General features: G+C 65.4%; 11 protein-coding genes. 9 read left to right on the top strand and 2 right to left on the bottom strand.

What is annotated here, in order from left to right; genetic code table 11:
* The first annotated feature begins 44 nt into the window (after window positions 1–44).
* From RFA01S_RS00485 to RFA01S_RS00450, 8 genes are all read left to right on the top strand, one after another.
* A complete protein-coding gene (locus RFA01S_RS00485) occupies window positions 45–602 on the top strand; it encodes an RNA polymerase sigma factor (protein WP_052060809.1) in 558 nt (185 codons plus the stop codon).
* Window positions 587–1045: a hypothetical protein gene (locus RFA01S_RS00480; protein ID WP_032407901.1), complete on the top strand. Its 459-nt coding sequence runs from the start codon at window positions 587–589 to the stop codon at window positions 1043–1045. The genes RFA01S_RS00485 and RFA01S_RS00480 overlap by 16 nt, the downstream gene beginning before the upstream one ends.
* Before the next feature lie 98 nt (window positions 1046–1143).
* The gene (locus tag RFA01S_RS28460; protein WP_072691966.1) at window positions 1144–1227 is read left to right on the top strand and encodes a potassium-transporting ATPase subunit F; all 84 of its coding nucleotides are present in this window, start codon (window positions 1144–1146) and stop codon (window positions 1225–1227) included.
* A gap of 7 nt (window positions 1228–1234) precedes the next feature.
* Window positions 1235–2899, top strand: a complete 1665-nt coding sequence (gene kdpA, locus RFA01S_RS00470) for a potassium-transporting ATPase subunit KdpA (protein ID WP_032407900.1) — start codon at window positions 1235–1237, stop codon at window positions 2897–2899.
* Window positions 2896–4908 carry a potassium-transporting ATPase subunit KdpB gene (gene kdpB / locus RFA01S_RS00465; protein ID WP_032407899.1) on the top strand — a complete coding sequence of 671 codons (2013 nt, stop codon included), beginning with the start codon at window positions 2896–2898 and terminating at the stop codon, window positions 4906–4908. The genes kdpA and kdpB overlap by 4 nt, the downstream gene beginning before the upstream one ends.
* Window positions 4909–4910: 2 nt before the next feature.
* Window positions 4911–5567: a potassium-transporting ATPase subunit C gene (locus RFA01S_RS00460; protein WP_032407898.1), complete on the top strand. Its 657-nt coding sequence runs from the start codon at window positions 4911–4913 to the stop codon at window positions 5565–5567.
* Window positions 5551–8004 (top strand): sensor histidine kinase, encoded by a 2454-nt coding sequence (locus RFA01S_RS00455; protein ID WP_052060808.1) that lies wholly within the window; start codon window positions 5551–5553, stop codon window positions 8002–8004. Before RFA01S_RS00460 ends, RFA01S_RS00455 begins: the two co-directional genes overlap by 17 nt.
* Window positions 8001–8678, top strand: a complete 678-nt coding sequence (locus tag RFA01S_RS00450) for a response regulator (RefSeq protein WP_032407896.1) — start codon at window positions 8001–8003, stop codon at window positions 8676–8678. The genes RFA01S_RS00455 and RFA01S_RS00450 overlap by 4 nt, the downstream gene beginning before the upstream one ends.
* A 19-nt stretch (window positions 8679–8697) precedes the next feature.
* Here the strand turns inward: RFA01S_RS00450 and RFA01S_RS00445 are convergent, their stop codons facing one another.
* Together RFA01S_RS00445 and RFA01S_RS00440 are read right to left on the bottom strand one after the other, a co-directional pair.
* Window positions 8698–10620: a gamma-glutamyltransferase family protein gene (locus tag RFA01S_RS00445; RefSeq protein ID WP_032407895.1), complete on the bottom strand. Its 1923-nt coding sequence runs from the start codon at window positions 10618–10620 to the stop codon at window positions 8698–8700.
* 36 nt (window positions 10621–10656) lie between these two features.
* Entirely contained in the window at window positions 10657–12879 is a 2223-nt protein-coding gene (locus RFA01S_RS00440) for a putative bifunctional diguanylate cyclase/phosphodiesterase (protein WP_032407894.1), read from the bottom strand.
* A gap of 199 nt (window positions 12880–13078) precedes the next feature.
* Here RFA01S_RS00440 and RFA01S_RS00435 point away from each other — a divergent pair, with 199 nt between their 5' ends.
* Window positions 13079–13789, top strand: coding sequence for a Clp protease N-terminal domain-containing protein (locus RFA01S_RS00435; protein ID WP_174557185.1), 711 nt, complete (start codon window positions 13079–13081; stop codon window positions 13787–13789).

The following is a 13789-nucleotide window of genomic DNA, read 5'->3' as shown; positions in this document are numbered from 1 at the left end:
TACAAATAAAGTGACCTACGTCATAGATTACGTCTGGGGGCCCGATGGAGTGGAGAGATGCGTCGGACCGCGTACTCGTCGGCGCAGCCGCGCTCGGCGAGACGGATGCGTTCGAGGAGATCGTGGGCCGATACGGACCGGAGATGTTTCGGTACGCCCGAAACATGCTGTCCGATCAGGGTGCAGCAGAGGAGGTGGTGCAGGACGCGTTCGTCGCAGCGTGGAAGGGGCTCGACAACTTCCGGGGCGATTCGGCTCTGCGCACCTGGCTGTTCTCGTTGGTCTCGCACAAAGTGATAGATCATCGCCGGCGTCGCAGCGTTCCTCCTGCGGAAGACTGGGTATTCGAGCGCAAGAGCACGGGCGCGGGCAGTGATCCCGAGGCGGACGTCGAAGCAGACAGCTTCATGGCCGAATTGGGTTTGGCACTGGCGGAGTTGCCCTATCGGCAGCGGGCTTGCTGGTTGCTTCGGGAGGTCGAGGGCCTGACCCATCCGGAGATCGGCGCGATCATGACGTTGTCCGCAGGAGCAGTACGAGGTCAATTGACCAGAGCACGAGCAACATTGAGCGAAAGGTTGGCGACATGGCGAACCCGGTAGAACCGAATGCGGTTCTCGCGCGTGCTGCCACCGAGCTTCGGGAGGCACCGCAGGAACCGAACTGGGTGGACATCAGCTCGTCCATCCTTGCGAAGGTGCGCAATACGACGCGTCGCACCTGGCCGATAGACAGCGCCTTCCCGGTCGGCTCACCCGCCGATCCACGGGACTCGCTGCGGATCAGCGATCACATCGTCAAGACGACGCTGCGCCGTGCTCTCGCAGGCGTACACGGGGCGCAGCCCACCGAGATCGACCTCGATCTCGACGATCACGCCTGCACAGGTCTGTTCGTCGCGGTGATCGGCGTGTACGGCGACGATCTGCAGGCGGCGGGCGAAGAACTGGCATCTATCGCCATCGACGTGGTTGCGGACCTGCTCGGCGTCACCCTCGACAGGGATGCGGTCGAAATCCGCGTCGACGACATCGAGGAGCGCTAGCGGGGTCGGCGTAAAAACTCCGTCATGACCGCAGGTCGTGGGCGTAGGAAAGCGTAAGGAACGCGTTTTCGTTCGCTGGTGGGATTCAAGATCGAGCAATGACCGAATTGCTCTGTCTCACGGTGGCTGCGTTCGTCGCGGTCTACCTGTTCGTCGCTCTTCTCGATCCGGAGAGGTTCTGACGCCGCCATGAATCCTGCTCTTCTAGCCGGTCTTCAGATCGCTGTGGTCATCGTCGTGTTGGCGGCGGCGTACGTGCCGCTCGGTGACTACATGGCCCGGGTGTTCGGTTCGACCCACGACACTCGAGTCGAGAGTCTGCTCTATCGGGTGGCCCGGGTGAACTCGTCGTCGGAGCAGACCTGGGTCGGCTATTCCACCAGCCTGCTGGGGTTCTCGTTCGCCGGGGTCGTATTCCTGTTCGTACTGCAGCGAATTCAGGGTGTGCTTCCGCTGAACGGCGGCCTGTCGGGGGTGAGTCCGGCGATGGCGTTCAACACTGCGGCGTCGTTCGTCACCAACACCAACTGGCAGTCGTACGTTCCCGAGACCACGCTGTCGAATCTGACGCAGCCGCTGGGGCTCGCGGTGCAGAACTTCGTCTCTGCTGCAGTCGGTCTCGCGGTGGCGATTGCCGTCGTGCGCGGCTTCGTTCGGGTGTCGACGGGCGGTGAGCTCGGCAATTTCTGGGTCGACCTCACACGTGGGACGCTCCGCATTCTGCTGCCGCTCTCCGTTCTCGTCGCGGTGATCATGCTGGCTCAGGGCACGGTCATGTCGTTCTCGACCGGCTTCACCTCCACCGGCCTCGATGGGCAGACGGTCACCAATGCGCTTGCGCCCGTTGCCTCGCAGGAGGCGATCAAGGAGATCGGCACCAACGGTGGTGGCATTCTGGCGGCCAACTCGGCGCATCCGTTCGAGAACCCGACACCACTGACCAATATCGTGCAGATCATCTCGTTGCTGCTGATCCCAGTGGCCCTCACTCGTACGTTCGGCACGATGATCGGTAACCGTAAGCAGGGACTGACTCTGTTGGCGGTGATGGCAACGCTGTGGGCCACGCTGTTGGCGGTGACGTTGTTCGCCGAATCCGGTACCCGTGGAGTCGCAGCAACAGCCGCGGGCGCGATGATGGAAGGCAAGGAAGTTCGCTTCGGCATCCCGGCGTCGGCACTGTTCGCGGTCTCCACCACCGGAACATCCACCGGTGCAGTCAATTCGGCGCACGACAGTATGTCTGCGCTGGGCGGCGGAGCCGTGTTGCTGAACATGTTGTTCGGCGAGATCGCACCCGGTGGCGTCGGCACCGGCCTGTACGGATTGCTGGTGCTCGCGGTCATCGCCGTCTTCGTCGGTGGTCTGCTCGTCGGCCGAACTCCGGAATTCCTCGGTAAGAAGCTGGGCCGACGGGCGATCACGATGGCCGCGCTCTCGGTTCTCGTGATGCCGATCCTCGTGCTCGTCGGCACGTCGATCACGGTGATACTCGAATCGACGACGAGCTACCAGGGCAACCCCGGCATCCACGGATTCACCGAGGTGCTCTACGCCTACGCATCGGCATCGAACAACAACGGCAGCGCTTTCGGCGGCCTGACGGTGACGAGCGACTGGTTCCAGATCTCCCTCGGTATCGCGATGCTGCTCGGCCGCTTTCTGCCGATCGTCTTCGTACTGGCCCTGGCCGGTTCGCTGGCGACGACCAAACGCAGCGCGCCCAACGCCGGCACCCTGCCCACCGATGGACCGTTGTTCGGCACGCTGCTGATCGGTACCTCGATCCTGGTCGCGGCCCTCACCTTCTTCCCCGCACTTGCTCTCGGACCCATAGCAGAGGCCGTGCAATGAACCTGTCACTGAACACCGCTCTACCCGGCGCGTTCCGCAAACTCGATCCGCGCCACCTCGCCCGAAACCCGGTCATGTTCGTCGTCTTCCTCGGTTCGATCGTCACGACGATTCTGTCGATCGCTCAGCCGTCGGTGTTCGCCTGGTTCGTCACCGGCTGGCTGTGGTTCACGGTGCTGTTCGCGAACCTCGCCGAATCCGTCGCCGAAGGCCGCGGAAAGGCGCAGGCAGCCAGCCTGCGAAAGGTGAAGCAAGACACTACTGCTCGACGACGCACGGCGTCGGGAACCGAGTTCGTGATCACCGAGGTGGCCGGTGCCGAATTGAAGGTCGGTGACGAGGTCGTCGTCTCGGCCGGTGAGGTCATTCCCGGCGACGGCGACGTCATCGAAGGGATTGCGACCGTCGACGAATCGGCCATCACCGGTGAGTCGGCTCCCGTGGTCCGTGAATCCGGAGGCGACCGGTCGGCCGTCACCGGCGGTACGATCGTGCTGTCCGACGAGATCGTCGTGAAAATCACTGCAGCACAGGGCGAGACGTTCGTCGATCGAATGATCGCACTCGTCGAGGGTGCCGCGCGGCAGAAGACTCCGAACGAGATCGCCCTGAACATCCTGCTCGCGTCGCTGACCATCGTGTTTCTCTTCGCTGTCGTCGCCATCGGTCCTATGTCGAATTACTCGGGACAGCAACAGGATCCAATCCAGCTGATTGCCCTGCTCGTCTGTCTGATCCCCACGACCATCGGGGCACTGCTCTCGGCCATCGGTATCGCGGGCATGGACCGGTTGGTGCAGCGCAACGTCCTCGCGATGTCCGGCCGGGCCGTGGAGGCGGCGGGCGACATCGACACCCTGCTGATGGACAAGACCGGCACCATCACCTTCGGTAACCGTCGCGCCACCGGCCTGCATCCGGCGACGGGCATCGACGCCGCCGAATTGGCTCGTGCGGCTCGGCTCTCGTCGCTGGCCGACGGCACCCCCGAGGGACGCAGCATCGTCGAACTGGTCGAGCGAGACTTCGACTCCGTCACGGCAGAAGGCGAATCCGAGCGCGGCGAGTTCGTGGCGTTCACGGCGCAAACTCGGATGAGCGGATTGGATCTACCGGGCATGGAGATCCGCAAGGGTGCAGCGGATTCGGTCTACAGCTGGATTCGCGACGGCGGCGGCACCGCGGATCTGGACGGTACCGTGCACGAGATCGCCCAGAACGGCGGCACTCCGCTGGTGGTTGCGGTACGTGAAACCGGTTCTGCAGCTCGCGCTCTCGGTGTCGTCGAGCTCTCGGACGTCGTCAAGCCCGGCATTGCCGAACGGTTCGCTCAGCTGCGGGCCATGGGCATCCGAACCGTGATGGTGACCGGCGACAATCCGTTGACCGCCAAAGCCATTGCCGCCGAGGCAGGTGTCGACGACTACCTGGCCGAGGCCACCCCGGAGGACAAGCTCACGCTCATCCGACAGGAGCAGGAAGGCGGCAGGCTCGTTGCGATGACCGGCGACGGCACCAACGACGCCCCGGCTCTCGCGCAGGCCGACGTCGGCGTCGCGATGAACACCGGTACCTCGGCCGCCAAGGAAGCCGGCAACATGGTGGACCTCGATTCCGACCCGACCAAACTGATCGAGATCGTCGAGATCGGTAAGCAGTTGCTCATCACTCGCGGTGCTCTGACGACGTTTTCGTTGGCCAACGACCTGGCGAAGTACTTCGCGATTCTGCCGGCGATGTTCTCCACCGTCTACCCCCAGCTGGGCGGGCTCAACATCATGCACCTGGCGACCCCGGAATCGGCGATCCTGTCCGCGGTGATCTTCAATGCGCTCGTCATCGTGGCGCTGATTCCGTTGGCACTCAAAGGGGTTCGATACACCCCGGCGTCCGCAGCTGCGTTGCTGCGGCGGAACCTGCTCGTCTACGGCGTCGGCGGCGTCATCAGTCCGTTCGTCGGTATCTGGCTCATCGACCTGCTCGTTCGACTCATTCCAGGGATTGGCTGACCATGCGTTTCGTACAGGGATTTCTCCGTCAGGTCGTCGCCGGCTTCGCAGTGCTGCTGGCGCTCACCGTGATCCTCGGCATCGCCTATCCGGCTGTGGTCTGGGGCATCAGCCGCATCGGCACCGACTCCGCCGAGGGGTCGCCGCTGCGTGACGCACAGGGCTGCGTCGTCGGAAGCTCGTTGATCGGCGTCGATCCGCAGGTTGCTCCGGGAGAGCCGGATCCGTTCTTCCACACCCGCGTTACGGGCTCGGTATCGGACGACGATGCGTTCGCTCCCGGTGATCCGGCCGCCGCACTGCCGACCAATCAGGGCCCGTCGAGCGAGGTACTCGCGTCGTTCGTCGAGCAGCGCCGGGCCGCGATCGCCGCCCGGGAGAACGTCGACCCGTCCGTGATTCCGGCCGACGCCGTCACCGGCTCCGGATCCGGTATCGATCCCGACATCAGTCCCGCCTACGCGGCGCTCCAGGTCGCCCGGGTGGCGCAGGTCAACGGCGCGCCGGTGAGCGAGGTGGAGGCTCTGGTCGACCAGTACACCCGCGGCCCGCAGTACGGTGTACTCGGTGCCGAAGCGGTGAATGTCCCGGAGTTGAACCTGGCACTGCGGGACGCATACCGGCCGGGTGAGGAGACAGGCTGTGGCGGACAGGGGTGAGCTGCGGATCTACCTCGGTGCCGCACCCGGCGTCGGTAAGACTTTCGCCATGCTCGGCGAAGCTCGTCGGCTGCAGGATCGCGGACGTGACGTGGTCGCGGCCGTCGTCGAAACCCACGGGCGGGCGCGAACCATCGAGGCGCTCGAGGGAATCGAAGTCCTGCCGATGGCCACCGTCCGTTACCGAGGAGCCTCGGCGCAGGAACTCGATCTCGACGCGGTCCTGACGCGTCGTCCCGAGGTGGTGCTCGTCGACGAGCTGGCGCACACCAACACTCCGGGCAGCGTCCACGACAAGCGTTGGCAGGACGTCGAAGTGCTGCTCGACGCGGGCATCGATGTCATCTCCACCCTCAATGTGCAGCACCTCGAATCTCTGAACGACGTGGTGCAGCAGATCACCGGTGTTCCGCAGCGAGAGACGGTTCCCGACAGCGTGGTTCGGGCGGCCGACGAAGTCGAGCTGGTCGACATCACACCCGAGGCGCTGCGGAGCAGGCTGCGGCACGGCAACGTCTACGCCGCCGACAAGGTGGACGCCGCGCTGAGCAACTACTTCCGCGGCGGCAATCTGACGGCTCTGCGTGAGCTCGCACTGCTGTGGATCGCCGACCAGGTCGACGCCGCATTGGTGAAGTACCGCAAAGACAATCGCATCACCGACACCTGGGAGGCGCGCGAGCGGGTGGTGGTCGCGGTGACGGGCGGCCCCGAGTCGGAAACCCTGCTGCGGCGGGCGAGCCGGATCGCCTCGAAGTCGAGTGCCGAACTGATGGTGCTGCACATCGTTCGCGGAGACGGCCTCATGGGCGTGTCCGCACCGCAGATGGGTTCCGTGCGCAAGCTCGCCGCCGGCCTCGGTGCGAGTGTGCACAGCGTCGTCGGGGACGACGTGCCCACCACTCTGCTCGATTTCGCCCGCGGAGTGAACGCCACCCAGTTGGTGATCGGTACCTCGAGACGGTCACGCGCCGCCCGCATTCTCGACGAGGGTATCGGCGCGGCCGTCGTGCAGAACTCCGGAAAGATCGACGTGCACATGGTCACTCACGCCGAGCAGGCCCGTCGGCGGAGTCTGCAGGTCGATTCGGGTCGTCGACGGGTGATCGCCTGGCTCGCCGCGGTGCTGGTGCCCTGCCTTGCCGCGGCGGTGCTGAGCACGGTCGGTCCCGATTTCGATTCCAGCGGTGAGAGCGCCCTGTTCTTCATGGTGGTGCTGTGTGTGGCGCTGCTGGGAGGTGTTGCCCCGGCAGCACTCTCGGCGCTGATCGCAGGATTTCTGCTCAACTATTTCTTCACCACACCCAGATACAGCCTGACGATCGCCGAGCCGGACAACTTCGTCGTGACCGTCGTGCTGCTGTTGGTCGCTGTCGCGGTCGCGGCCTTGGTGGATGCGGCTGCTCGGCGGACGCGTCAGGCACGGCGCGCGACGCAGGAAGCCGAACTGTTGACCCTGTTCGCAGGGTCCGTCCTTCGCGGTGCCGATCTGGGCGCGCTGCTCGAGCGCGCACGGGAGACGTATCGCCAGTCCGGCGTCGCACTGTGGGACAACCAGTCCCGATCCATCGTCGGCAGCTCGGGCGAGCACCCGCCGACCGATCGCAACGGGGCCGACACCGAAATCGACGCGGGCGATTTCACGCTGCTGCTCGTCGGCGAACGTACCCGCGCCCACGATCGCCGCGTCCTCGCAGCCGTGGCCAACCAAGCCGCGGGCATGGTGCGCCAAGCCCGGCTCGCCGAGGAAGCCAGCCGCGCCAACGCACTCGCCGAGGCCGATGCGTTGCGTCGAGCATTGCTCTCGGCCGTCAGCCACGATCTGCGGACGCCGCTGTCGGCGGTCAAGGCAGCGTCGTCGTCGCTGCGCAGCACCGACGTTCAGTTCTCGCCCGAGGACACCGACGAACTGCTCGCCACCATCGACGAGTCGGCCGACCAGTTGACGGCACTGGTGACCAATCTGCTCGACTCGTCGCGGCTGCAAGCCGGTGTGGTGCAACCGAGTCTGCGTCCCGTCTTCGTCGACGACGTACTGGCAGGCGCGCTGGTGGGAGCCGACGAGCGGGTACGGGTCGAGGTGGGCGACGTCGAAGTGCTCGCCGATCCGGGACTGCTCGAACGAGTGCTCGCGAACCTGGTGGCCAACAGTGCCCGCTACGCCCCTACCGGCGAGATCACCGTGCGTGCCGCAGTGCACGGTGATCTCGCCGCCATCTCCGTCGTCGACCACGGCCCCGGTATCACCGTCGGGGCCGAGGCGACGATGTTCGACGCGTTCCAACGCCTCGGCGATCGCGACAATTCGGTGGGCGTCGGACTCGGCTTGTCGGTGGTGCGAGGATTCGTGCGGGCCATGGGCGGTACCGTCACGGCGTCGGACACCGTCGGCGGAGGGCTGACGATGACGGTCGAGTTGAAGGCGGCGAGCAGGTGAAGGTACGGGCGCTCGTCGTCGACGACGAACCACAGATCGTGCGGGCGCTGCGGATCAATCTGAACGTCCGCGGATTCGAGGTCGTCAGTGCGGCTACGGGTGGGGAAGCACTGCGGGTGGCCGCGAACTTTCATCCGGACATCGTGATTCTGGACCTCGGTCTGCCCGACATCGACGGGATCGACGTCATAGCAGGTCTGCGCGGATGGACCGATGTGCCGATTCTGGTGCTCTCGGCGCGCACCGACTCGGCCGACACCGTCGAGGCGCTCGATGCCGGAGCGGACGACTTCGTGACCAAGCCGTTCGGCATGGACGAGCTGCTGGCGCGGCTACGCGCGGCCCTGCGCCGCGGCCCGCAATCGGTGCCGGACCCCATCGTCGAGACCGCGGACTTCACCGTCGACCTCGCTGCCAAAACCGTTGTTCGACAGGGCGAGAACGTGCACCTGACCCGCACCGAGTGGGGAGTGTTGGAGCTGCTCGTCCGTAACGAAGGAAAGCTGGTGTCGCAGAAAGACATTCTGCGTACCGTGTGGGGACCCGGGCACGAACGCGAAACGCATTATCTGCGAATCTATCTCGGCCAACTACGCCAGAAGTTGGAACGAGACCCAGCGGCACCGGTACATCTGATCACCGAAACCGGCATGGGCTATCGATTCGTGAGCTGAGCGCTACCCGCGCCCGCACCTATCCACCCAGTACCTCACCTTCGCGGCGCGGGTCCGCTCCGCCGATCCAGCCACCATCGGTGCGTTGCAACGCGCTCAGCCCGCTCGACTGGTCGGCAACCGAGACCTGATGGCCCATCTCGCGCAGCTTCACCACGACCGGATCGTTCTCTCCGGACACGTTGGGATGTTCGCCGCCGTAGTTGGTGGACGGGGTGTTGGCCGCTCCGAAGTCGACCATCGACACCGCCTGCTGCGGGTCCATTCCCCAATCGAGAAGTCCTACCAGTGTTTTCACGACGAACTGGATGATCACCGATCCGCCGGGTGAGCCTGCGACGAGAACGAGATCTCCGCGTGTGCCGTCGTCGCTGCGGTCGAACACCAGGGTCGGGGCCATCGAACTGCGCGGGCGCTTGCCTGGCTCGACACGGTTGGCCATGGGAGTTCCGTCCTCGGCCACCGGCGCGGCCGCGAAGTCGGTCAGCTGATTGTTGAGCAGAAAGCCGTCGACCATGTGGAACGAGCCGAAGGCCGACTCGACGGTCGTCGTCATCGAGGCTGCGTTGCCGTTTCCGTCGACGATCGAGATGTGGCTGGTGCCGTGCTCGGGATCGGTGGACGAGGCGAACTGTACCGGCCCGAAGTCGCCCGGTTTCGCGGTGCCCATCGACGTGCCTTCGTCGATCAGTCCTGCTCTGCTGCTGAGGTACTCGGGATCGAGCAGGGTGTCGGGCGAGCCGCCGGGTAGGGGTACGAAGTCCGGATCCGCGACATACTTGTCGCGATCGGCGTAGGCCAGACGCTCGGCCTCGGAGATCAGGTGCACGGCCTCGGCGGTCGGCTTGCCGCCGTTGGCGTCCATGTCCGTCGGGGCGTACTGCGCCAGATCGAAATTCGACAGAATGCCCATCGTCGACGCCACCGCGATTCCACCGGAGGACGGCCCCGGCATTCCGCAGATGTCGTGATCGCGGTACGGCGTGCACACTGCGGTACGGGTCTTCGGCTCGTAGCCGGCGAGATCGTCCACCGTGATCTGCCCCGGGGTACGGCCGGCGGTGGTATCTGCTGCCGCGTCGACGATCGCCTGGGCGATGTCGCCGGTGTAGAAGGCATCGGCACCGTCGGTTGCGATGGTGGACAACGTCTTCGACATCGCGGGATTGTTCAGCACCGTGCCGGCAGGCTTACCGGTTCCGTCGGGCTGCAAGAAGTAGTCCTTGGACGCCGGGTCGAGTGCGAGCTTCGGTGCCGAGTCCGCGATGGACGAGGCCATGCGCGGGCTGATCTCGATTCCGTTGTCTGCGAGCTCGATCGCGGGTCGGAACAGATCCCCCCACGGCTTGTCGCCGTGATCCTCGTGGGCCTGCTCGAGCATGCGCACAACGCCCGGCACACCGATCGATCGGCCACTGGACCGCGCATCCGGTTGCGGCACAGTGCGGTTGACGTCGTCGATGTAGCGCAGGTAGTCGCCGTTGGCACTCATCGGCGCGGTCTCGCGACCGTCGTAACTCTGCACCTCCCCCGACGCGGCGTCGTAGTACATCAGAAACGCTCCGCCGCCGATTCCCGACGACTGGGGTTCGACGAGCCCGAGCACGGTCTGCGCCACGATGAGGGCGTCGGCCGCGGTGCCGCCGTCGCGTAGTACCTCGCATGCGGCCTCCGTGGAGACCGGGTTGGCGGTGGAGACCGAGTACGACGGCGTCTCCACTGGAGTCATGTTCGACCGATATCCGGTCGCCACTTCCGGATTGGTGGAGATGTCACCCGAGCCGGTGCTCGGGGCCTTTCCTACCGGGGTGCCGCCACTGGCACCGAGTACGCAACTGTCCGCTGCGGCGGTCTCGGTACCGGCGTCGTCGCTACTGCTGCACGCAACCAGCGGCACCAGCAGGAGAGCACAGGCGAGGGCGGTGTAGCGAACAGGGCGCATTCCGGTTGCAGACACCGCTCGACGCTAACACCGTGCTTACCGTTGATGCGCTGATTCGAGAAGCCAATGCGCGATGGGGGCGGGCCTGCCGTACAGATAGCCCTGCGCGTAACGGCAGTCGAGTTGCTCGATGATCGCGGCCTGTTCCTCGGTCTCGACCCCCTCGGCGACGGTCGCCACGGGAAGCGCAGACGCCATGGCCGTGATGGCGCGAATCAGCTGGACGTCGGAATCGGAGACGCCGATCTCGTGGACGAAGGACTTGTCGATCTTGAGCAGCGCAATCGGCATCTTGCGCAACCGGTTCAGCGAGGAGTAGCCGATACCGAAATCGTCGAGCACGATGAGTACGCCCATGGCGGCGAGCCGATCGAGCACGGTCTTCGCTGCGCCGATGTCGTCGATCAGAACACTTTCGGTGATCTCGAGCGCCAGGTCCGCACCGGTGACGCCGAAGGTATCGAGCACCCGTTGGACGATGCCCGGCAACGAGTCGTCGCGCAACTGCATCGGCGAGACGTTGACCGACATGGTGACGTCCTGCCCGTTCGCGCGCAGTGTCACCAGATCGGAGATCGCGGTGCGCAGTACCCACTCACCGATCTCCTCGATGAGATTGGTCGATTCGGCGATCGGGATGAACTCGTTCGGCGTCCGTACTCGGCCCTGCCAGTTCCAGCGCACGAGCGCCTCGTAGACAACGGTCTTGCGGGACTTCGTCGCGACGATCGGTTGGTAGTAGACCTCGAGTTCCCCGCGCCGGATCGCGCCGCGGAGCGCGGTGGCGGTCTCGATCGCCGATGTTGCTCGCGCACGCAAGGACTCGTCGAAGAACGCGTAGCGAGACGCCCCGAGAGATTTCGCGTGATACATCGCGGTGTCGGCCTCGCGGATGGCGTCGTTCAGTCGTTCGGCGTCGGCGATGCCCACCGAGGCCGAGACGTAGGCGGTGGCAGCACTGAGCGGGAACGGCTCGCTCAGTCGCTCGATGATGCGGCGCGCCAACAGTTCCGAACCCGAACGGTCGCGGCGGGTGAGCACCACGAATTCGTCGCCGGCATACCGAACGACGGTATCGGCAGCACCGACGGCCGCGCGGATGCGACGTGCTGCGGCGACGATCAATTCGTCTCCGACGCGGTGGCCGTACGAATCGTTGACCATCTTGAAGTTGTCGAGGTCGACGAACAGCGTGCAGGTGCGTCCGGGGCGTCGATCGCGTTCGTGTCGGGCGTATTCCGCGTCGAGCGTCGTGCGGTTCGGCAGGCCGGTGAGCAGATCGTGTGCCGCGAGGTAGCGGGCATGCTCCTCGCCGGTCTGCACTCGGGCCAGGGCGCGTTCGCCGCGGAGGAAAGCACCGACCAGGATCGAGGCGAGCAAAAGCGAGCGGACGATCAGGTCGCCGGTGGAGACCGCCGAACCGAGCAGCGGCACGGTCGCGCAGACCACGAACAACAGCACCACGAAGACCACCCGACGGCTGCTGTGGGCGGGCGCGGGGGTCTGCCGGTGCGACACCGTGCGCATCGACGGATCGAGCGCTGCCATCGCCAACGACAGGTACGCGAACAGGTAGATGCCGTCGAGCAACCCCGAGGACGGAGCGTCGTCGGTCGTCGCCGCGAAGGCGTAGGACACGTCGCCGACGAACGTAGCCACCAGGGCGAGCAGCGCCCAGAACAACGCGGCGGAGCGGGGTTTGGAGGAGAAGAGCAGATATGTCGTCAACGTGATCAGCGCCGCGTCGATCGCCGGATAGATCCCGTTCACCACCGTCGACACGGGCGAACGCGGCAGGGCGAGGGCCGGGGAGATCAGCAGCAACCACGACAGGAACAGCGTGCCGAGAAAGATCAGGCCTGCATCGACGAGTGGGGTGATGTCGTCGATCGACCGGCGGTCTCGGATCCACCGAGACAGGGCGTATCCCACCAGGGCGTACCCGGTGAGAGTGAACAGATCCGGGAGCAGCGAGAACGATCGATCCAGTGCGTTCGGGTCACTGCGAAAGGAGACTCCGAACATGAACAGCACCGAGGCTCCGAACAGAGCCCACCAGCAGCGGGCGTCGGTCGGACGGTAGCGACGAATTGCCGCACTGATCGCCACGACCGATCCGACGGCGACGACAGCCAGAACGCCGGCACGCACGTCGGCACTGCCCTGGACGAACACCGTCACCGCGACGACGGCCACCGCAGCCAAGAACGCGGTCCGCACCGACGGCACGGCGAAAGGTGCAGCGGCCTTCGCATTCATCGAAGGACCCCACTTCCCCTCGCGTGCGGACTCGCACCGTCCCGACTGACGCCTTCATCGGTGAATATACGTCTTTGCCAGCACAAACGGTGATCAGGGTCACTATTTGCCCCCGAACAAACTTCGACTCCAGCGACCCTCGGCACAGAGTCGTCAACCGAGGGTTGACGACGGACTGGCGTCAACCTAGAGTTGACGCATGACCCAATCGACGAAGATCACCAACCCAGTCCGACTCGACGACCTGATCGCCGCCATCGAGAAGGTGCACACCGACGCGCTCGATCAACTCTCCGACGCGGTGATCGCCGCCGATGCGCTCGGCGACATCGCCGACCATCTGATCGGCCACTTCGTCGATCGTGCGCGTCGGTCCGGTGCGTCCTGGACCGCCATCGGCGCGTCCATGGGCGTCAGCAAGCAGGCGGTACAGAAGCGGTTCGTGGCCAAGGGCGGCGACGACCCGGCCGAACTCGACGCCAGTCAGGGCTTCTCGCGCTTCACTCCACGCGCACGAAATGTGGTGGTGGGGGCGCAGAACGAGGCCCGGGCGACGAGCAACGATCACATCACCACCGGCCATCTGATCCTCGGCCTGCTCGGTGAGCCCGACGGCTTCGCCGCGAAGCTACTGGGTGCGCAGGGGCTCACCGACGAGCAGATCCGTACCGCGGTGACGGCGACGCTGCCCGAACCGGCCGATCCCCTGCCGGCGCTGATCCCCTTCGACGCCGGTGCCCAGAAGGCACTGGAACTGACCTTCCGTGAGGCGCTTCGGTTGGGGCACAACTACATCGGCACCGAGCACATCCTGTTGGCGTTGCTCGAGAACGAGGATGCCACCCTGGCCGAACTCGGGGTCCGCAAAGACGCCATCGAGAGCGGATTGGCAACCGCGCTGGGAAGCTGA

Origin of the sequence: Rhodococcoides fascians NBRC 12155 = LMG 3623, assembly GCF_001894785.1 — a bacterium.
Lineage (GTDB): Bacteria > Actinomycetota > Actinomycetes > Mycobacteriales > Mycobacteriaceae > Rhodococcoides > Rhodococcoides fascians.
The sequence above is the reverse complement of the archived record's forward strand: the minus strand, read 5'-3'. Positions and strand labels throughout refer to the sequence as shown.